This window comes from Rugosimonospora africana, assembly GCF_016862975.1.
Taxonomy (GTDB): domain Bacteria; phylum Actinomycetota; class Actinomycetes; order Mycobacteriales; family Micromonosporaceae; genus Rugosimonospora; species Rugosimonospora africana.
Genome location: NZ_BONZ01000065.1, coordinates 1 through 20,930, shown reverse-complemented (window position 1 = coordinate 20,930; position 20,930 = coordinate 1). Strand labels below are relative to the sequence as shown.

Genomic DNA, 20,930 nt, shown 5'->3' with positions numbered 1-20,930 from the left:
CCCGAGCCGAGCCGGGCAACCAAAGCCGGGGGCCGGAGGCGGATCGGAACCAGAAGCGGAGCCGGGGCCCGAGCCGGGCCGGAACCAGAGCCAGAGCCGGGGCCGGATCAGCTGGCCAGCATCTCCGGGGTGACTGCGGCCTCGGTGTCCGGCACGCCCAGGTCCCTGGCCCGCTTGTCGGCCAGGGCCAGCAGCCGCCGGATCCGTCCGGCGATCGCGTCCTTGGTCAGCGGCGGATCCGCGAGCGCCCCCAACTCCTCCAGCGATGCCTGGCGGTGCTCCAACCGCAGCTGGCCGGCGCTGGTCAGGTGGTTGGGTGCGTCGTCGGCCAGGATCTCCAGCGCCCGGGTGACCCGGGCCGCCGCGGCGACCGCCGCACGGGCGGAACGGCGCAGGTTGGCGTCGTCGAAGTTGGCCAGCCGGTTTGCCGTCGCCCGTACCTCGCGCCGCACTCGGCGCTCCTCCCAGGCCAGCACGCTGGCGTGCGCGCCCATGCGGGTGAGCATCTGGGCGATCGCGTCGCCGTCCTTGACCACCACCCGGTCGACCCCGCGCACCTCGCGGGGCTTCGCCGCGATGGCGAGACGGCGGGCCGCGCCGACCAGGGCCAGCGCCGACTCCGGGCCGGGACAGGTGATCTCCAGGGCGCAGGAGCGGCCGGGTTCGGTCAGCGATCCGTGCGCCATGAACGCACCACGCCATGCCGCCGCCGCACAACAGACGCTGGCCGACACGACGTGCGGGGGCAGGCCCCGCACCGGACGGCCGCGCACGTCCAGCAGCCCGGTCTGGCGGGCCAGCGCCTCGCCGTCCTTGACCACCCGGACGATGTAGTGGCTGCCCTTGCGCAGCCCGCCCGAGGCCAGCACGTGAATCTCGCTCGGGTACCCGTAGACCTCGGCGATCTCCCGGCGCAGCCGGCGGGCGACCGCCCCGGTGTCCAGCTCCGCCTCGACCACCACCCGGCCGGAGACGATGTGCAACCCACCCGCGAACCGAAGCAGGGCGGCCATCTCAGCCCGCCGGCAGCACGGCTTGGGTACGTCCACCCGGCTGAGTTCGTCTTTGACCGCAGCCGTCATTGCCATCGTCTGGTCACCTCACGCCCACCCCACATGTTCATCTTGCGGTGCCCAACACCGGTGACAGGGCCACCGCGAGCGCGGACGGATCATGTCTCGGGCATCCGGAGTCAACCGCTACCGGAGCCAGGACAAGGCGCGCACCCAGCGATTCTGCCGCACGATGCACCGGTTCGGGGTCACCTACGGCTTTCCCATCCGCAAGAACTACATCTGCGGTCAGGCCCGGCAGGTAACGGGTCAACGCGTGCAGATGGTCGGGCACCGGCAGGCTTGCGGTCTCCTTCTCCGCGGCGAGGTTGAGCGTGACGAGCCGGCGGGCCGGGCTGGCCAGGATCGCGGCGGCCAACTCGGGTACGAGCAGGTGCGGGATCACCGACGTGTACCAGGATCCCGGGCCGAAGATCAGCCAGTCCGCCGCCGCCACCGCGCGTACCGCCTCGGTACAGGCCGGCGGCGACTCGGGCAGGATCCTGACCACCTCGACGTGACCCGGAGTAATCGCCACTTCGTGCTGTCCACGTACCGTCCCCACCTCACCGGTCGCGTCCCGCACATCGGCTTCGATCTCCACCGGCACCCGCGACATGGGCAGTACGCGACCGGCCGCGCGCAGCATCGCCCCGGCGTGATCGAGCGCGGCGACGGCGTCGCCGTACATCTCCATCAGCCCGCACAGCACCAGATTCCCGACCGCGTGCCCGGCCAGCGGGTCGACGCCGTCGAACCGGTACTGGAACAGCTCCGCGGTCTGGAAGGACAGCGGATCGGAACCGGCCAGGGCGGCCAGGGCTTGGCGCAGGTCGCCCGGCGGCAGCACGCCCCGGTCGGCGCGGAGCCGCCCACTGGAGCCACCGTCGTCACCGACCGTGACCACGGCGGTGATGTCCAGGTCGGATACCTGACGCAGTGCACGTAGTGAGACGGACAGGCCATGCCCGCCGCCGAACGCCACCACTCTCATCGGCGTCCACCTCCCGGCGCCGGGCGCCTGTCCGGTGTCGCGGTATTGGTTGTCGGGATGTGCGGTGTAGCGGCTGAACTCATTCGCGACCTAGATCCCGGTGCTGTGCGTTCGCCACCACTCGCAGTTCACGCAGCCGGCGCGCCAACTCCTCGGCGATCGCCACGCTGCGGTGCTTGCCCCCGGTACAGCCGACCGCGACGGCCAGGTACCGCTTGCCTTCCCGCTCGAAGCCCGGAGCGGTCGCGTTGATCAACCGCGCGTACGTCTCGACGAACGTGACCGCACCACGCTGACCCAGCACGTACCGGCTGACGTCCGGCTCCTGCCCGGTATGGTCGCGCAGTTCCGGAACCCAGTACGGGTTGGGCAGGAACCGGGCGTCGAGCACGAAGTCGGCGTCGGGGGGCAGACCGTACTTGAACCCGAAGGACAGCACGGTGACCCGCAGCCGCCGGGCGTCCTCGCCGCCGAACAGCTCCTCCACCCGGCTGCGCAGTTGGTTCACATTCAGGTGGCTGGTGTCGATGAGCACGTCCGCCGCCTCGCGTGCCTCTCGCAGCAGCTCCCGCTCGGCGGCGATGCCTTCCGCCAGCCGGCCGTCACCCTGCAGCGGATGCGAGCGCCGGACGTTTTCGAAGCGCCGGATCAGCACCTCGTCGTCGGCGTCCACGAACACCACTCGCGGGGTGTAGCCCCGCTCCTTGAGTGCCTGGACCGCGCCACCGAGGTCGGTGGAGAAGGCCCGGCTGCGTACGTCGAGGACCATCGCGGTGTGCCGCGCGGTGCCGCCGGCCCGGTGGGCGAGCTCGGCCATGTCGAGCATCAGCGCCTGCGGCAGGTTGTCGACCACGTAGTAGCCGACGTTTTCCAGAGCGCGGGCCACGGTGCTGCGGCCCCCGCCGGAGACGCCGGTGACAATCACCAGGTCGGTGTCGGAGCGCGGCTGCTCCTCCTCGATCACGCTTCCCCCCTCGCGCGGCGCGCCGAGCACGGGTCAGTCGTGACGGCGTTGGCGCTCCAAATCCTAAGTGATCTGCTCATCTGGACGCCGAAGCCCCTGCTCGGCACCCCCCGAGCCGCCTGCCGGCAGGGCATCGACGATCTCGGCTCCGGCGCTCGGGGCGTCGACGATCTCCTCCTCGGCACCGGATCCGGCCGGGTCGGCCACGGCGTCCCCACCGGCCGGCGCATCCTCCGGGCCTTCGCCGACCCGGCCCCCATCGACGGCTGCGTCGGCCGCGGCCTGGGGCGGCGGTCCATCGCCGCTGAGGGCGGCCACGATCGCGGCCGCGGTGCGCGGGCCGATGCCGGACACGCTGGCGATCTCCTCCGGGCTCGCCGCGGCCAGCCGCTTCAACGAGCCGAACCGGGTGAGCAGCGCCTTGCGCCGGGTGGCGCCCAGACCCGGGATCGAGTCGAGCCGCGAGGCGGTCATGCGCTTGGACCGCCGCTCGCGGTGGAAGGTGATCGCGAAGCGGTGCGCCTCATCCCGGACCCGCTGCAGGAGATAGAGACCCTCGGAGGTACGCGGCAGGATCACCGGGAAGTCCTCACCGGGCAGCCACACCTCCTCCAGTCGCTTGGCCAGACCACAGAGCGTGATGTCGGTGATGCCGAACTCGGCCAGCACCTCGGCGGCCGCGTTGACCTGCGGCGCCCCGCCGTCGACCACGAGCAGTTGGGGTGGGTAGGCGAACTTGCGCGGCCGGCCCGTCTCCGGGTCGATCCCCGGGCGGTCCGGGTCGCCGTCGCCGTCGCCCGTCGTCACGGTCTCTACGTACCGCGCGAACCGGCGACGCAGGACCTCGGACATCGCGGACAGGTCGTCATTCGCGCCGCGCACGATAAAGCGCCGGTATTCGCTCTTGCGGGCCAGCCCGTCCTCGAAGACGACCATGCTGGCGACCACGTCGGTCCCCTGGATCTGGGACACGTCGTAGCACTCGACGCGCAACGGCGCCTGATCCATGCCCAGCGCCTCGGCGACCTCTTCCAGCGCCTTGCTGCGGGACGTGAGATCGCTGGCCCGGCGCAGCTTGTGCTGGGTCAGTGCCTGGGAGGCGTTGCGCGCCACCGTCTCCATCAGCGTCCGCTTGTCGCCGCGCTGCGGAACGCGGATCTGCACCCGGCTGCCCCGGTGCTCGGACAGCCACTCGGTCAGCGCGTCCGTGTCGACCGGCAGCGCCGGCACCAGAAGCTCGCGGGGAACGTCCGCCTCGCCGGTCTCGTCGCCGTAGACCTGGCTGCAGAAGTGGTGCACCAGGTCGCCGGTGTCCAACTCCTCGGTCTTCTCGACCACCCAGCCGCGCTGCCCGCGAACCCGCCCGCCGCGCACGTGGAAGACCTGCACCGCGGCCTCCAGCGGATCTTCCGCGAACGCCACCACATCGGCGTCGGTGCCGTCGCCGAGCACGACCGCCTGCTTCTCCATCGCACGCCGCAGGGCGGTCAGGTCGTCGCGCAGCCGGGCCGCCTTCTCGAACTCCAGCGCGTCGGACGCCGCCTGCATCTCCCGCTGGAGCCGGCGCTCCATGACGTCGGTGCGCCCGGCCATGAAGTCACAGAACTCGTCGACGATCTGCCGGTGCTCCTCGGCGTCGACCCGGCCGACGCACGGCGCCGAACACTTGCCGATGTATCCGAGCAGGCACGGTCGGCCAATCTGCCCGGACCGCTTGAACACCCCGGCGGAGCAGGTGCGTGCCGGGAACACCCGCAGCAACAGGTCGAGTGTCTCCCGGATGGCCCAGGCGTGCGAATATGGCCCGAAGTAGCGCACGCCCTTGCGCTTGGCGCCGCGCATCACCTGGAGGCGCGGGAACTCCTCGTTGAGAGTCACGGCCAGGAACGGGTATGACTTGTCGTCCCGGTATTTGACGTTGAACCGGGGATCGAACTCCTTGATCCAGGTGTATTCCTGCTGGAGCGCCTCGACCTCGGTGCTCACCACGATCCAGTCGACCCGGGCCGCCGTGGTGACCATTTGCTGGGTGCGGGGATGCAGCGTCCAGGGATCGGCGAAGTAGGAGTTGAGCCGACTGCGCAGGCTCTTGGCCTTGCCGACATAGATCACCCGACCGGTCGGGTCGTAGAACCGGTAAACCCCCGGCGCGTCTGGGATGGTCCCGGGAGCAGGGCGATAGGTGGTCGGATCGGGCACGCAGCAAGCCTAGTCGGCGGGTCTGACGGTACCGCCCGAAGCATGGCGTGGCCTGCCGCATTGGGGGGATCGCGCCTGGTCCGGGTCGCCGCACGGGTCGAGACGGGCCGAGCCGGACCGGCCCGGAAGGACCGGCGCGCGGGGCGGACCGTCGGAGTTCCGGTCCGACCCGCGCGGGATCGACCGGGTGATCAGCTGATGGTCAGGGTGTCGCCGTTCACAGTGACCGTCTTGCCTGCCAGCGGCCTCGGGGCCGGGCCGGTCTTCACCGAGCCGTCGGTGATCGAGTACTGGCTGCCATGACACGGGCAGTCGATCGTCCCGTTCTGCACCCTGTTGACCTGGCAGCCCTGGTGGGTGCAGGTAGCGCTGAACGCCTTGAAGGTGCCGGCCGTCGGCTGGGTGACGACCACATTCTGCTCGGCGAAGACGGCCCCGCCGCCGGCTGGGACGTCGGCGATCTTGATGGGCGCGGCCGATCCGCCGCCACCCGAGGTGTCGCCACCGTCGGGCGATCCGCTGTCCCCGCCCGACGAGTCGGTGCCGTTGGAGTTGTCTGCCGGGGCCGAACCATTCGTTGAACCGCCGGAGCTTCCGCACGCGGCCAGCGCGGCGACGACGCCGGCGGCGCCGATGCCGGCCAGTACGACCTTCCGGCGCGGAAGATCCGTAGTCTCCCTGTTATCCATTGCTTCTCCTGCTGACGCGCCAACGTTCTGCCGTTGACTGACACGTCAGTTTGCCCCAGTCGGTTCAGCTAGATGGCGAAGTAGGCGGTCTTCATGAGGCGAAGATCACGATCGCCGGGCCGCGGCCTTCCGCTGGGTGGCTGCCTTGGACGTGGCCTGTCCGCCCTTGGCTTGGGCAGTCTTCGCGGCAGCACCCCTGGCGGTGCCGGCCGTGCCGTCGGCAGCGCCATTGCCCGCCGCGCCGTTCGCGGACCTGGTCCGGGCCGTCGTGGTCTTGGCTGCCGTGGTCTTCGCCGCCGCCGTCTTGGCCGGCGTGGTCTTGGCCGCCGCCGTCTTCGCCTGCGCGGTCTTGGCTGGCGTCGTCTTGGCCGGCGCGGTCTTGGCCGCCGCGGGACGGGTGGGCTCGGCCTTGGCCGGCGGGCTCTTCACGGCCGTGGCACGGGCCGGCGCGGTCTTCGGGGCGATCTTGGCCGAGCCGCCGTTGGCCCGCCGCGCCCGCTCCAGCGCCTCGTCGGACCCGCGCGCCTTGCCGGACAGGCCCAGCACGTGGCGCAGGTACTGGCCGGTATGGCTCTCCGGCGTGTCGGCCAACTCCTCCGGGCTGCCGACGGCGACCACCGTGCCGCCCTTGTAGCCACCCTCCGGACCCATGTCGATCAACCAGTCGGCAGTCTTGATCACGTCGAGGTTGTGCTCGATCACGATCACCGTGTTGCCCTTGTCGACCAGGCCCTCCAGCACCATGAGCAGCTTACGGATGTCCTCGAAGTGCAGGCCGGTGGTCGGTTCGTCCAGCACGTAGACCGTGCGCCCGGTCGAGCGCTTCTGCAGCTCGCTGGCCAGCTTGACCCGCTGTGCCTCACCACCGGACAGAGTCGGCGCCGGCTGTCCCAGCCGCACATACCCGAGGCCGACGTCGACCAGCGTCTTGAGGTGCCGGTGGATCGCCGGGATCGCCTCGAAGAAGCCGCTGGCCTCCTCGATCGGCATGTCCAGCACCTCGGAGATCGTCCGGCCCTTGTAGTGCACCTCCAGGGTCTCCCGGTTGTACCGGGCCCCCTTGCACTCGTCGCACGGCACGTACACGTCGGGCAGGAAGTTCATCTCGATCTTCTTGGTGCCGTCGCCCGCGCACTCCTCACACCGGCCGCCCTTGACGTTGAACGAGAACCGTCCCGGCCCGTACCCGCGTACCTTCGCCTCGGTCGTCTCCGCGAACAGCCGGCGGATGTGGTCGAACACGCCGGTGTAGGTCGCCGGGTTGGAGCGCGGCGTGCGCCCGATCGGCGACTGGTCGACACCGACCACCTTGTCGACGTGGTGCATGCCGGTGATCCGGGTGTGCCGGCCCGGTACGAGCTTGGCGCCGTTGATCTGGTTGGCCAGCACCGCGTACAGGATGTCGTTGACCAGGGTCGACTTGCCCGACCCGGAGACGCCGGTGACCGCGATCAGCTGCCCGAGCGGGAACGTCACGGTCAGGTTGTGCAGGTTGTGCTCGCGGGCGCCGTGCACCACCAGCTGCCGGTCCGGGGTCTGCGGGCGTCGCACCTCCGGGGTCGTTATGAACCGGCGGCCGGACAGGTAGGCGCCGGTGACCGAGCGCTCGTTGGTCAGCAACTCGTCCAGCGTGCCGGCGTGCACGATGTGGCCACCATGCTCGCCGGCGCCCGGCCCGATGTCGACCACCCAGTCCGCGGTGCGGATGGTGTCCTCGTCGTGCTCGACCACGATCAGCGTGTTGCCCAGGTTCTTCAGCCGGACCAGCGTCTCGATCAACCGGTGGTTGTCGCGCTGGTGCAGGCCGATGGACGGTTCGTCCAGGACGTACAGGACGCCGACCAGCCCGGAGCCGATCTGGGTGGCCAGCCGGATGCGCTGTGCCTCGCCGCCGGACAGTGTGCCGGCCGCGCGGTCCAGCGACAGGTAGTCGAGACCCACGTCGAGCATGAAGTGCAGCCGGGCGTTGATCTCCTTGAGGACCCGCTCGGCGATCAGCTTCTGCCGGTCGGTCAGCTCCAGGCTCTCGAGGATCTCCGCGCACTCACCGATCGACAGCGCGCAGACCTCAGCGATGTTGCGCCCGTCGATGGTGACCGCCAGGATCTCCGGCTTGAGCCGGGTGCCGCCGCAGGTCGGGCACGGCACGTCGCGCATGTAGCCCTCGTACTTGTCGCGCGACCACTCCGACTCGGTATCCGCGTGCCGGCGCTCGATCCACTGCATCACGCCCTCGAAGCCGGTGTAGTACGAGCGCTCCCGGCCGTACTTGTTGCGGTACCGGACGTGGATCTGGTCCTCGGCGCCGTACAGGATCGTCTTCTGGGCACGGTTGGACAGCGCCCGCCACGGCGTGTCGAGGCTGAAGCCCTCCTCCTTACCCAGCGCCTCCAGCAGTCGCAGGAAGTAGTCCAGCGTGTGCCCGCCGGACCAGGGCTGGATGGCGCCCTCGCGCAGCGACCGCTCCGGATCCGGAATGATCAGCTCCGGGTCGACCTCCTTCTTGGTGCCCAGACCCGTGCAGTCCGGACAGGCGCCGTAGGGCGCGTTGAAGGAGAATGCCCGCGGCTCCAGGTCCTCGATCGCCAGCGGATGGTCGTTGGGGCAGGCCAGGTGCTCCGAGTAGCGGCGCTCCCGGTGCGGATCGTCTTCGGGCAGGTCGACGAAGTCGAGCACGACGATCCCGCCGGCCAGCGCGAGCGCGGACTCGATCGAATCGGTGAGCCGCTGCTTGGAACTGGCCTTGACGGTCAGCCGGTCGACCACCACCTCGATGGTGTGCTTTTCCTGCTTCTTGAGCTTCGGCGGCTCGGTCAGCGGGTGGACCACGCCGTCGATGCGGGCCCGCGCGTATCCCTTGGACTGCAGCTCGCCGAACAGCTCGAGGTATTCCCCCTTGCGACCGCGTACGACCGGGGCGAGCACCTGGAACCGGGTGCCCTCCTCCATGATCAGCACTCGGTCGACGATCTGCTGGGGGGTCTGCCGGGAGATCAGCTCACCGCAGATCGGGCAGTGCGGCTGGCCGACCCTCGCGAACAGCAGTCGCAGGTAGTCGTAGACCTCGGTGATCGTGCCCACAGTCGACCGCGGGTTGCGCGAGGTCGACTTCTGGTCGATCGAGACCGCCGGGGACAGGCCCTCGATGAAGTCCACGTCGGGCTTGTCCATCTGGCCGAGGAACTGCCGCGCGTATGACGAGAGCGACTCGACGTACCTGCGCTGGCCCTCGGCGAAGATCGTGTCGAAGGCGAGGCTGGATTTACCGGAGCCGGACAGGCCGGTGAACACGATCATCGCGTCGCGGGGAAGGTCGAGGTTCACGTCGCGCAGGTTGTGTTCCCGCGCACCACGGATGATCAGTCGGTCGGCCACGGCCCGCCCACTCCAGTGAATTGTCCGGTTATGTCATGGCACGAGGATGCCGCCGTCACCATAGCTGCGCCGTATGACAATTTCCGTCGACCCACGACAGCAGGAACCAACACCCCCCGTACCGGCTTCTATTCCGGTACCCAGACCGCTGCTCGCGCGACGACTGACCGTCGGCCCACGGGTCGGATCGGCTCGCGCCCGTTCGCGGATCACCGCGCCCGGCTTCGCCCTCGCTCGAACAGCTGTTCGGCGACGAACATACCACGCCTCACCCGCGCAGGTGCCCGACCCGGCGGGTCACACGCCGCTCCTGGTCGCGCCGCTTCCACAGGGCTCTGGCCTCGGTCGCCAGCCGGAGATCGCGCCGTCGCGCCTCCCGGTCCAGCTCCCGGTGCAGCCGCCGCCAGCTGTCCAATCGACGCGCGGAAAGCTCTCCCGTGGCCAACGCCTCGCGCACCGCGCAGTCCGGCTCCCGGTCGTGACCGCAGTCGGCGAACCGACAGCCGGCGGCGAGCCGGTCGATCTCCGAGAACACCTGGTCGAGCCCGGTCTCGGACGACTGGTCCGGGTCGGCGAACATGCCTACCGCCCGCACTCCCGGAGTGTCCAGGATCGCGCCGCCGCCGGGCAGCGGGATCAGCGCCCGGTACGTCGTCGTGTGTCGCCCGCGCCCGTCCGCCCGGCGGATCTCCCGGGTGGCCATCACGGAAGCCCCGGCGAGCGCATTGACCATGGTCGACTTGCCGGAACCGGACGGTCCGAGCAGGCCGAGGGTACGGCCGGCGGTCACCAGCGGGCGCAGCCTGTCCAGTCCGGTACCGCGCCGAGCGCTCACCGTGACGACATCCACCCCGCCGGTCAGCCCGGCGATCTGGCGCGCGACCGGGCCCGGACGGGTCACCAGATCGGCCTTGGTGAGTATCACCAGCGGCTCCGCGCCGGAGGCGATGGCGAGGGCCAGCAGCCGCTCGATCTGGGCCAGGTCCGGTGCCGGCGCCATCGGCTCGACGACCGCGGCCACGTCGAGGTTCGCGGCCAGCACCTGGCCCTTCGACTCACGGCCGGCGGTGGCGCGCAGAATCCGGGTACGCCGCGGCAGCACCGCCTCGATCGTGGTGCGCTGGTCCGGCCAGGTCCGCACCACCACCCAGTCACCGGCACACGGCAACGCCGAGGAATCCCGGCCACACCGGGCGAGCAGGCCGCCACCGAGGCTGGCCCGATCGGTGCCCGCGGCACTGAAGACGGTGCACACCCCACGGTCCACCCGGGCAACCCGGGCCGGCCGCTGCTGTGGAAGAGCGGACCCGCGGACCACGTCGGCGTACGCGTACGCGAAATCGGCGTCCCAGCCGAGGGACGCGAGGTCGAACGTCATGAGTTCCTACTCTGCGTAGAACGAAACTGAGGTGGGCAGCGCGCGACATCGGGGCATGGATCCCACCTCCTCTCGCTGGCCTCGCGACCACCCTGGTCGCCAGAGGATCGCCGGCTCTACCCCGCCGTGTCCGGCGGGCATCGGCAATGACGGTACGGCGGTCACTGGCGCAAGGGAAAGGCATTAACGGTACGGTCGATGGCGTGACCGCCGATCCGCTCGCACTCGTCGCCGACATCGACCGGGCGACCCAGCGGGTGATCGCCACGGCCGGCGACCTCGGCGATCCGGCGACGCCGTCGCTGCTGCCCGGCTGGTCCCGCGGTCACCTGCTGACCCACCTCGCGCGCAACGCCGACGGCATGGTCAACCTGCTCACCTGGGCGCGCACCGGCGTCGTCACGCCGATGTACCCCAGCCCCGAGGCCCGGGAGGCGGACATCGAGGCGGGTGCGGGCCGGCCGCTGGCGGAACTCGTCGCGGACCTGCGCGACAGCTCCGGCCGGTTCGCCGACGCCGCCTCGTCCCTGCCTGCCGAGGCGTGGTCGGTGGAGCTGGAGCAGCGCAGCGGTCGCGCGCCGGCCGCGCTGGTGCCCTGGCGACGGCTGCGTGAGGTCGAGGTCCACCACGTCGACCTGGGCGCCGGATACACGCCGGCCGACTGGCCGGAGGTGTTCGCGCACCGCCTGCTGCATGAGGTCGCCGGCGGGCTCGACGGAGTGTCGTGCACGCTCCGCCCGGCGTCGCTCGGGCATCCACTCGCCGTCGGCACCGGTGGCGACCCGACCGTCAGCGGCCCGGCATACGCACTGGCCGCCTGGCTCGCCGGCCGCTCCACCGGCGACGGACTCACGGTGGACCCGCTCGGGCCACTGCCCACAATTCCGGATTGGATCTGAAGACCATGCCGTACACCGGCGAAGTTTCACCGGGCTCCGCACCGCAGGTACGGGAGCTTGCCGACCTGGTCATCACCAAGGTCTCCGTCGGTCCGATGGACAACAACGCGTACCTGCTGCGCTGCGCGAAGACCGGCGACCAGGCGCTGATCGACGCGGCAAACGAGCCGGAGCGCCTGGTCTCGCTGATCGGCCAGTCCGGACTGTCCACTGTGGTCACCACGCACCAGCACGCCGACCACTGGCAGGCGCTGTCCGAGGTGGTGACGGCGACGAAGGCACGCTCGGTGGCACACCGCCTGGATGCCGGTGAGCTTCCGGTGCGGTCGGAGACGGTCGAGGAGGGCGCGGTGATCCCGGTCGGCGAGTGCGGGCTGGAGGTCATCCACCTGGTGGGTCACACGCCGGGCTCGATCGCGTTGCTGTACCGCGACCCGGCCGGGACTCCGCACCTGTTCACCGGGGACTCGCTGTTCCCGGGCGGGGTGGGCAACACGCAGGGCGACGCGCAGCGGTTCGCCGCGCTGATCGACGACGTGGAGCACAAGCTTTTCGACCGGCTGCCGGACGAGACCTGGGTATACCCGGGGCACGGCAAGGACACCACGCTGGGCGCCGAGCGCCCGTCGGTGCCGGAGTGGCGCTCACGGGGCTGGTAGCACCAGCTTCGGCGCTTCGCGGAGAAGTTCGGAGACCTCGCCGATGAGAACGTCATCCGGCAGGCATGGCTGAGCTACGCCGAGCGTCTGTTGATGCCTTTCAGCACGGATTACTCATAGCGCCGCACCGGCGTCAGGCCGTGAGCGGCGCGTGAGCCGATCGGCGCGCGCCGATCGGCTCCGGCAGCCTGATGAACGCCACCAGGTGCGCCGTCGGCGAGGGCAGAGCCCCGACCTGCGGGCCATCCGCGGCGACAGCCGGCGGCGTACCGCCCGGGACCGCGTAGATCCGCCCGCAGGAGCGAGTGGACCCGGCACCACACCGGCCGGCATCGCGCCACTAACGGGAGGACCAATCCATTCGGTACGAGTCGACGAAACCGTGACCGCACACCCGAGTACGCCGGTCGAACGGCGAACCGGAACGTGTCGAGTTGCGGATAGCTGCTCGGGCCGATCTACCGATGACCGGCCGCGACGGGTGGGCGAATATCAACGAGACCTGCCTCGTGCTCGACGGGCGAGCGCGCGACAGGCGTGAACGCGACGGGCGAGCGCGCGATCAGACGACGAACGGGAGCCACCTGTCCATGAGCGAACTGGCCGTGATCACGCCGAGCTTCCGGGGCGACGCGGAGATCTTCTCCGACCTGCACCGTTCGGTTCTCGAATTCACCCCGGTCGACACCGTGCACCACGTGTTCGTACCCAAGAAAGACAAGCCCCTGTTCGCGCGGTACGAGGGTCCACGCTGCCGGGTCTGGACCAGCGCCGAGCTGCTGCCCTCCCGCTACCTGCGCATCGGCCGGGGCGACTCCTACGTCAACGTACGGCGGCCGTGGCCACCGGTACGCGGATGGATCAGCCAGCAGGCCATCAAGATTGCCGCGGCGGCACAGCTCGACGCCGACGTGGTCGTCGTGGCCGACTCCGACATCGTGCTCGTCCGCCCGGTGGGGGTCGAGCGGTTCACCGCCGCTGGGCAGCGGCTGATCTACCGCGAGGACAACGGCGTCAACGCCGGCATGGAACGCCACCTCATCTGGCACCGGGTTGCCCGGGAGCTGTTCGGGCTGCCGCCGGCGCCCCCGCCTCCGCTCCCCGACTACGTGTCGTCGTTCAACTTCTGGGAGCCGGCGGTGGTACGGGCGATGCGGCAGCGCATCCAGGACACGACCGGGCGGGACTGGCTCGACGCGTTCACCGCGCAGTTGCACATCTCGGAGTTCATGCTGTACGGGATCTTCGTCGACGAGGTCCTCGACGCGGGCGGGTCGCGGCGGGAGGCGGATACCACCGTCTGTCACAACACCTGGCAGACCACGCCCATGGACCACGACGAAGCCATCGCCTTCGTCGACCGCCTCAGCCCCGCCGCGGTCGCGATGATGATCTCGGCCAAGTCGCACACGCCGATCGATGTCCGCCGGGCCGCCATCGAGCGCTGCGCGGCGATCGTCAAGTCGGGCTGAGGCTGCCGGACGCGGGCGCTTTCGGCCAATGACCGCCCCGTTGTCGCGCCCAATCGGCACTGATGTCAACATTTACATTTATCTCCCTCCTTACATATGCTCAGCGCGTCGTGATCCCTTCGACACAGAGGGAGACTCTCATGCGCTACCGACGCATGGCCGGAATCGGACTCGCGGCCATCGCCGCGCTCTCCACCCTGGCACTACCCGGCTCGCCCGTGGCCGCCGCGCCGGCCGCATCGCGCCACGCCTCACCGGTGTGCGCGACGCCGGCCGCCGGCTACGCCGCCTGCTTCGCCGAAGTCCTCACGGAGGTCGCGCCATCGGGTACGGCCAGGATGGCCGCCGCCGCACCGACCGGGTACGGCCCGGCGGACCTGCGCGGGGCCTACCACCTGACCACGTCAGGCAGCGCCACCCAGACGATCGCGATCGTCGACGCGCAGGACGATCCGACCGCCGAGGCTGACCTCAACGCCTACCGCGGCTACTACGGGCTACCCGCCTGCACCAGCGCCAGCGGTTGCTTCCGGAAGGTCAACCAGACCGGCGGGACCAGCTACCCGGCCGTCGACGCGAGCTGGGCACTGGAGATCTCGCTCGACATCGAGATGGCCTCGGCCATCTGCCCCGGCTGCCACATCCTGCTGGTGGAGGCGACCAGCGCCTCGCTGACCAACCTCGCCACCGCCGTCGACGAGGCCGCCGCGCTGGGCGCGAAGACCATCAGCAACAGCTACGGCGGCAGCGAGCTGCTGAGCTGGCTGTTCGGGGTCAGCTCGCACTACAGCCACCCGGGCGTCGCCATCACCGCCAGCACCGGCGACAACGGGTACGGGGTCTCCTTCCCGGCCAGCGCGCCGGCCGTGACCGCGGTCGGCGGTACCACCCTGAACTGGAACGGCACGACCCGGACCGAGACCGCGTGGAACGGTGCCGGCAGCGGCTGCTCCTCGTTCTTCGCCCAGCCGTCCGGCCAGGCCGGTGCCGGTACCGGATGCAGCCGCCACGCCGTCGGCGACGTGTCCGCGGTCGCCGACCCGGCCACCGGTGTCGCCGTCTACGACACCACCGCGTACAACGGCCAGTCGGGCTGGTTCCGGGTGGGCGGCACGAGCGTGTCCTCCCCCATCATCGCGTCCGTCATCGCTCTGGCCGGCAACGCGGCCAGCTACACCAACAGCTACCCGTACAGCCACACCGGATCGCTCAACGACGTGACCACCGGCAGCAACGGCACCTGCTCCACCTCGCAGTGGTGCAACGCCCGTGCCGGCTGGGACGGCCCGACCGGTCTGGGTACCCCGAACGGAACCGGCGCTTTCTGAGCGCCGCAGGGCGGATCGGGCCGGACGACGGCCCGATCCGTCAGCACGTCAGCCGAAGGTGAACGAGTAGGCACTGATGCCCGGGGACAGCGTCAGCTTGAGGATTCCGCGTTCCTGACGCGTCCGGGCCAGCACGGTGTAGATGTCCGGCGCTCCGGAGACCTGGTACGTCGTGGTTTTCCCGTCGACGGTGGCGGTGACCGTTCCGGTACCGCCCACGTCGAGGTAGATGTCGTCGGCCAGGTAGTTGAGCGTGATGCCCGCGTTCGACTTCGCAGTGATGGACTCGCCGGTGACCGTCCAGGTACCGGACAGGGCGAACTCGTTCTCGGGTACCGAGGGCGGATAGGCGAACGTCCGCGTTCCCGCGACCAGTGGCGCGTCGCCGGCGTACGTCTGCGCCCGATCCGCGCCGAGATACGTCTCCGCCGTCTGGGCGGAGGTCGGCGTGGTGTCCGCGACGCTGGTCGGCGACGGCAGCGTGGCGCTCGGGTCCGCCGCCGTCAGCAGCTGACGGATCAGCGTCTCCGTACCGTCGTAGTCACCCTCACCGATGGACACGTTGCGCACCCGGCCGGTCGCGTCGATGAGGTAGTCCGCCGGCCACGAGTCGTTGTCGTAGTTGTTCCAGGTCGCGTAGTCGTTGTCCAACGCGACCGGGTACGTGATGCCGAGCCGCTTGGCTCCGGCCGCCACATTGCTGGGTACGTGCTCGAACGCGTACTCCGGGGTGTGCACACCGATCACCTCGAAGCCGTCCGCCCGATACGTCGAGTACCACGCGGTGACGTGGGTGATGGCGCGCTGGCAGTTGATACAGGAGTAGGCCCAGAAGTCGACCAGGACCACCTTGCCGCGCAGCGAGCTCAGGCTGATCGGCGCGTTCCCCGGGGTGTTCAGCCACTGGGCGATGCCCGAGATCGCGGGCGCTTGACCGCAGTCCTCCAGGACCGTCGTGCCGGTGTTCTGCGCGCAGTTGGCCAGGATCTTCGAGCCAGCGTCCGCGCCGAGCGCCTTCGCCAGCCCGCCTCCGGCGGCGTGCGCCGCCGTGTTCAGGCCCGTGGTGTAGTCCGGGATGGCACGCTGCATGGCATCGGTCACGTTGAAGGTCAGGGCGACAGCGAGCGCGAGCACCACGCCACCGGCGGCGATCCGGATACCACGCTGGCGGCGCCGGAAGGCTCGCAGGCGCTCCGCGAGCCTGCGCCCGGCCAGGGCGAAGAACAGCAACGGTACGGCGTTGCCGACGGCGTAGGCCAGGGTCAGCACGACCGTTCCGCCGCCGATCTTCCCGGTCGCGCCGGCCACGGCGATGGCCGCGAGGACCGGCCCGGCACACGGGACGTAGACCGCGCCGAGGGCAAGCCCGAGCACGAACCCGCTACGCTCCCCGTCCACGCCGCGTTGCGGGATCCACGAGAACGGCACCTCCAGCACGGCCTGAACCCGGGGAACCATCATCCCGATGCCGAGTACGACCAGAATCACCAGGCCGATCCAGCGGATGATGTCCTGCGGCAACGGCAACGCGCGCAGCGCCAGCGACCCGAGGAGCGTGAAGGCGCTGAAGCTCAGCGTGAGGCCGGCGACCACGAGGTAGGGTCGGCGGCTGTCCCGCCTTTCCCGCTCACGCCGCCGTGCCTTGTTCTGCCTGCCGGGCCGCGCGGCCTGCGCGCCTCCGGACAGGAAAATCACCGGAAGTACCGGAAGGATGCACGGCGAGATACCGGTGATCAGCCCGCCCACCAGCCCGATGAGTAAGAGTGTGGTCACCGGACCGCCCGCCACCGGCGCGTGTTGTGCGATCCGCGGACCGGCCAGGGTCGGCCGACGGTCCTGGCGGAGAACATGAGCCCATCATGCGCACCCGGTCCTGGCGGCGGCCACGAGACCGGGAACCCAAGTCATTACAGGCCCATTACGCGGGAGACGAGCCCGCGTCCTCTCTTGCCGGCGCGCTGGAAGTCTCAGTCACCGACGAGCTTGGCGCGATGCGCTTCCGGACATTGCCGGATCAGCAGCGACCGGAGCCCGTCCGGTGTGACATCCATCCGGCGTACCGGGATCGCACACCACCGGTGGCCACGTCCGCTGTCAAAGGCCCGCTGCCGCCCCGGCAGCGGTTCGGCCAGCACGACGAAGCGCGCGCGCCGGTCTTGCCCGGTCACGGCCACCGACCGCACCCGCTCCCACGGCAACCGCATCCGGTCGTCGAGGGCGAACCCCTCGAGCCCGACGGCCACGAAGCCCGTGCCGTTTCCGGACTTCACGAGAGCGATGCCGAAGCGGGCGAACAGGTAGCACGGACCAGCGAGCACCACGAACATCACCAGCGGCCACACGAACCCTCCCGAGCCGACGATCCCACGGATCGTGAGCCCGGCCAGGAGAAGCGGGACGGCCACGTTCACCACCACGGCCAGCCCTCCGAACAGGTACGCCATCGCCGAGAACCACGGCACGCGGCCCACCCGGATGCGTACCCGGTCGGAGTCCACGTTCGGGGAAACGTTGTCCGGCGACCCCGGGCTACTCACCGGCACTCCCGGGCGCTCCCGGCGTGAACGCGCCACCCCGGTACTCGGTACCGGCCTGCACGACGCAGAACGGATTGCCCCACGGGTCGCTCGCGTAGAAGGAACGCTCTCCCCACGGCTGCACCCGGATCTCGCCATCCAACGGATCGGGCGTGGCGGACGCCGCCGCCGCGCGCAGCTGGACGTCTTCCAGCGGCTCGGTCGTGGACAGGTAGATGTGCCCGGTATTCGGCCCCGTCCACTCGGGGTCGCCGTCGGCGATCGGATCCCAGCACGCGAGCAGCGTGCCGCCGCAGTCGAAGTAGTGCCGCCCGCTGGAGACTCGCTCGCCGGACTGGCCGAGTAGGGCACCGTAGAACTGTGCGGCGAGGTTGATGTCCCGGACCGGTACGATCATGCGATACAGGCGCATGGACGCATGGTAGGGGGATCGCCGCCATCCCGCAGCCTGGGGCGCAGGGTCCCGAGACGGTACGGCGGCGCACCGGGCGCCGCCGTACCAGAATCCGTCGCTCAGGTGCTGATCTTTCCGGTACCGGCGCCGGCCGTCACGATGGACTTGACCGAGGCGGCCGAATCGACACTGTACGAGTACGGGATGCTCGCCACCGAACCACCGGTGAGGATCGGTCCCGAGTTCACCTCGTAGTTGTTCCGGGCCACGATGCTCCCCGCCGACGAGTCCCCCTCGCCGAGGTGCGTCGGGTCGCTGATGTTCTCGAAGTAGTTGCTCTCCACCAGGACACCGGCGTTCTCCGTGCTGGCTACCCCGTAGCTGTACTCGAACGAGGTGGTCTGCACGTAGTAGTTGTTGAACACGTGTACCGGGTTGCCGAAGCGGACCCGCGGGTTGCGCTCGGCGCAGTTGCTGAATTCGTTGTGGTGGTACGTGACCCGCAGGTGCCCGGTGTCCTCGGACGCGTTGCTGTCACTGTGTCCGACGAGCGAGCACTTGATGTGGTCGTGCAGGATGTTCCACGACACGGTGATGTAGTCGGCGCCGTGCGTGATGTCCAGCAGGCCGTCGTAGTAGTCCTCGTCGTGGCTCGTGTCGCTGGACAGGTCGTTGTGGTCCAACCACAGGTTGGTCGAACTGTCGATGTGGATCGCGTCGCCGTTGCCGTTGCTGGCGAGCACCTTGGAGATCCTCAGGTTGCGCACGATCACGTTGTGGACGCCGCGCATGTTCAGGCCGCATCCGGTCAGCCCTGAGCCGGAACCCACGCCGAGGATGGTCTTGTTCGACTGCACGCGGACATCATCGGAGCAGCTGAAGTTGCCGCTGACCCGGATGGTCTCCGTCGTGGTGGAATTGGCCTGCGTCGTCAGGTCCGCCAGGCTCGACACGGTCACCGTGCTGCCGCCCGCGCCGCCGTTCGTACCGCCGTTCATGGTGGCCCAACCGACCAGGCCGGCACTGTTCGTCGGCGGAGGCGAGGTGGGCGGCGGCGAGGTGGGCGGGCGCGTGGTGGGCGGCGGGCTCGTGGGCGGCCGGGTCGTGGGCGGCGCGCTGGTCGGCGGCGGGTTGGTACCACTGTCGGTGACCGACACGTTGTCGAAGCGTCCGCTCGCGTACCCGGTGAACAGGCCGATCTGCCCAGCGGCGATGGCGGTGTTGCTCGCGCTGCCGACGAGGGTGCCGTTGATGTAACCGCTGATCGTGCTGCCGTTGGTGTCGATGCGCAGGGTGTACCAGGTGTTGGTGGACACCGTCTGAGAGCGCGACGCGAGGACCGCGACCGAGCTGCCGTCCATCGACTGCAGCTGGACCTGGTTCGAGCCGGTCAGCGCGAGCCGGTACATCTTGGTCGCGCTGCTGACCCGGGCCGCCAGCGCGACCACGCCACCGCTACCGAACGAGGTGGCCTTGACACTGGCCTGCACCGAGTAGTTCGTCCAACTGGTCGAGCCGGCGAACTCGCGGGCCCGGTCGGTGCCGGCGTTGGACTGGTCGAGGGCACGGGAGCCGTCGGTGACGACGCTCCAGGTGCCGCCGGACTTCGACCAGCCGCTGGTGCTTCCGTTTTCGAAGTCGGCGGTGAACAGTGTCGCCGCCGACGCACTGGGGACGACCATCGCGAACGTGCCGGCGACGAGCGCCGTGGCGAGGCCGCCCAGACCCGCGAAGCGCCACGCGCGTGCGCGCCGCCGGTCTCGGGCTGTCGGTGCCATTGGGGTGCTCCTTCAGGGAGGGGGTGGGGACGGGTACGCGCCTGGTCGCGCGTCGGAGCGCAGCGCGGTGGCCGCCGCATGAGCGGATACGGCGGTGGTACGGCGCGGTGTGACGGGTCGGCTGACTCCGGTGTGGATCGACGCCGTCAATGGATGCCGCGGCGCGCCCGGAAACGATCCGAACCATTGCCAGACCGGTTGTCGTTCCTGATGGAAAGCGCATTCCCAAACGCAAAGCTCCCATCTCCAACGATCAGAGTCAATGCCTCGCGTGTGCAGGTTCGTTGCAATCATTGGGAGGCGAGTGCGCGAGTGCGCGGAGCACCGGGACAGACGCGACGGACCGAACTCCCGCGAGATCCCGACCAACTTTTGCCGACCGGATCGCGTCAAAGGTGCGTGGGTCGCTTCAGCACGGCGGGCGACGCCACGCCGATTGGTGTAAGTATGTCCATATCTAGATGTCGATGGCCGGCGTTCGTTATCGACGGCCACGGGAGGAACGCGTTGACTCGAAAGCGAAGGATCGCGATAGCGCTTGTCTCGGCCGGTCTCCTGGCCGGCCTCGGCCAACCGGTCTGGGCCGCGCCCGGGAATCCGGCGAACAGTGCCGCGAAGGCGGGTGCCGGCGATGCGGCCGCGGTGAAGGCGAAGGCAACAACGGCGAAAGCGACGACGGCGAAAGCGGGCAGGCAGCCGACCACCGTCACGCTGGTGACCGGTGACCGGGTGACCGTGGCGGCGGCCGGGTCGAGCGTCACCGCCATCAGCCCGGCCAAGGGCCGCGAGCACCTCGCGTTCTCCACGTACCACCTCGGGTCGGACCTGTACGTGGTGCCCGCCGACGCGGCGCGGCTGGTGCGGTCGGGGCAGGTGGACCGGCGGCTGTTCGATGTCACCGGGTTGATGCGCTCCGGGTACGGCGACGAGGCCAGCGACACCGTACCGCTGATCGTCGGGTACCACCCGGGCACCGCGCACCCCCAGGCGCTGACCGCGCACGGCGCCCGGGTCACCCGCGGCCTGCCCGCCATCGACGGCGCCGCGATGCTGGCTCCGAAGACGACCGCTGCGGCGGTGTGGCCGTCGCTGGTGACCGGGGCGGGCACCCTCCGGCCACGGATCGCGGCCGGCATCGATCACATCTGGCTGGACGGGCGGCACAGGGTCGCCGACGACGTGAGCGACGAACAGATCGGTGCGCCGGCGGCC

Annotated in this window: 14 protein-coding genes and 2 pseudogenes; 5 read left to right on the top strand and 11 right to left on the bottom strand. The window is 70.0% G+C overall.

All coding sequences use genetic code 11. The features are described 5' to 3' along the window. Positions 1 to 107 precede the first annotated feature (107 nt). From whiA to rsgA, 7 genes and pseudogenes are all read right to left on the bottom strand, one after another. On the bottom strand, positions 108 to 1,088 hold the full coding sequence (gene whiA, locus Raf01_RS32060; protein WP_203921813.1) for a DNA-binding protein WhiA: 981 nt from the start codon (positions 1,086 to 1,088) through the stop codon (positions 108 to 110). Between the two features lie 31 nt (positions 1,089 to 1,119). Beyond that, entirely contained in the window at positions 1,120 to 2,046 is a 927-nt protein-coding gene (locus Raf01_RS32055; RefSeq protein WP_203921812.1) for a gluconeogenesis factor YvcK family protein, read from the bottom strand. Positions 2,047 to 2,125: 79 nt separating this feature from the next. Next, entirely contained in the window at positions 2,126 to 3,010 is an 885-nt protein-coding gene (rapZ, locus tag Raf01_RS32050) for an RNase adapter RapZ (protein ID WP_239134101.1), read from the bottom strand. Positions 3,011 to 3,073: 63 nt separating this feature from the next. After that, positions 3,074 to 5,209, bottom strand: coding sequence for an excinuclease ABC subunit UvrC (gene uvrC, locus Raf01_RS32045; protein ID WP_203921810.1), 2,136 nt, complete (start codon positions 5,207 to 5,209; stop codon positions 3,074 to 3,076). A 191-nt stretch (positions 5,210 to 5,400) separates the two neighbouring features. Next, the gene (locus Raf01_RS32040; RefSeq protein ID WP_203921809.1) at positions 5,401 to 5,898 is read right to left on the bottom strand and encodes a Rieske (2Fe-2S) protein; all 498 of its coding nucleotides are present in this window, start codon (positions 5,896 to 5,898) and stop codon (positions 5,401 to 5,403) included. A gap of 420 nt (positions 5,899 to 6,318) precedes the next feature. After that, a pseudogene (uvrA, locus tag Raf01_RS32035) lies at positions 6,319 to 9,273 on the bottom strand (excinuclease ABC subunit UvrA); the annotation flags it as partial. A gap of 268 nt (positions 9,274 to 9,541) precedes the next feature. Next, a complete protein-coding gene (gene rsgA / locus Raf01_RS32030; protein ID WP_203921807.1) occupies positions 9,542 to 10,651 on the bottom strand; it encodes a ribosome small subunit-dependent GTPase A in 1,110 nt (369 codons plus the stop codon). 203 nt (positions 10,652 to 10,854) lie between these two features. On the opposite strand from rsgA, the gene Raf01_RS32025 reads away from it, so the two are divergent. The 4 genes from Raf01_RS32025 to Raf01_RS32010 all read left to right on the top strand — a co-directional run bounded on the left by Raf01_RS32025 (position 10,855) and on the right by Raf01_RS32010 (position 15,009). Next, positions 10,855 to 11,550 carry a maleylpyruvate isomerase family mycothiol-dependent enzyme gene (locus Raf01_RS32025; protein WP_203921806.1) on the top strand — a complete coding sequence of 232 codons (696 nt, stop codon included), beginning with the start codon at positions 10,855 to 10,857 and terminating at the stop codon, positions 11,548 to 11,550. 5 nt (positions 11,551 to 11,555) lie between these two features. Beyond that, complete coding sequence (locus Raf01_RS32020; protein ID WP_203921815.1) at positions 11,556 to 12,209, top strand: MBL fold metallo-hydrolase; 654 nt, start codon at positions 11,556 to 11,558, stop codon at positions 12,207 to 12,209. A 590-nt stretch (positions 12,210 to 12,799) separates the two neighbouring features. Beyond that, the gene (locus Raf01_RS32015) at positions 12,800 to 13,681 is read left to right on the top strand and encodes a DUF6492 family protein (protein ID WP_203921805.1); all 882 of its coding nucleotides are present in this window, start codon (positions 12,800 to 12,802) and stop codon (positions 13,679 to 13,681) included. Positions 13,682 to 13,821: 140 nt separating this feature from the next. Further along, positions 13,822 to 15,009 carry a S53 family peptidase gene (locus Raf01_RS32010; RefSeq protein ID WP_203921804.1) on the top strand — a complete coding sequence of 396 codons (1,188 nt, stop codon included), beginning with the start codon at positions 13,822 to 13,824 and terminating at the stop codon, positions 15,007 to 15,009. A gap of 48 nt (positions 15,010 to 15,057) precedes the next feature. Here Raf01_RS32010 and Raf01_RS32005 read toward each other — a convergent pair whose 3' ends face one another. From Raf01_RS32005 to Raf01_RS31990, 4 genes are all read right to left on the bottom strand, one after another. Further along, on the bottom strand, positions 15,058 to 16,782 hold the full coding sequence (locus Raf01_RS32005) for a cytochrome c biogenesis protein DipZ (RefSeq protein WP_203921803.1): 1,725 nt from the start codon (positions 16,780 to 16,782) through the stop codon (positions 15,058 to 15,060). A 194-nt stretch (positions 16,783 to 16,976) separates the two neighbouring features. Continuing rightward, a complete protein-coding gene (locus Raf01_RS32000; RefSeq protein ID WP_203921802.1) occupies positions 16,977 to 17,546 on the bottom strand; it encodes a hypothetical protein in 570 nt (189 codons plus the stop codon). Then, positions 17,539 to 17,958: a VOC family protein gene (locus tag Raf01_RS31995; RefSeq protein ID WP_203921801.1), complete on the bottom strand. Its 420-nt coding sequence runs from the start codon at positions 17,956 to 17,958 to the stop codon at positions 17,539 to 17,541. The genes Raf01_RS32000 and Raf01_RS31995 overlap by 8 nt, the downstream gene beginning before the upstream one ends. A gap of 101 nt (positions 17,959 to 18,059) precedes the next feature. After that, positions 18,060 to 19,718 carry a pectate lyase family protein gene (locus tag Raf01_RS31990; protein WP_239134100.1) on the bottom strand — a complete coding sequence of 553 codons (1,659 nt, stop codon included), beginning with the start codon at positions 19,716 to 19,718 and terminating at the stop codon, positions 18,060 to 18,062. Positions 19,719 to 20,225: 507 nt separating this feature from the next. On the opposite strand from Raf01_RS31990, the pseudogene Raf01_RS31985 reads away from it, so the two are divergent. Further along, positions 20,226 to 20,930, top strand: a pseudogene (locus tag Raf01_RS31985) (S8 family serine peptidase); the annotation flags it as partial.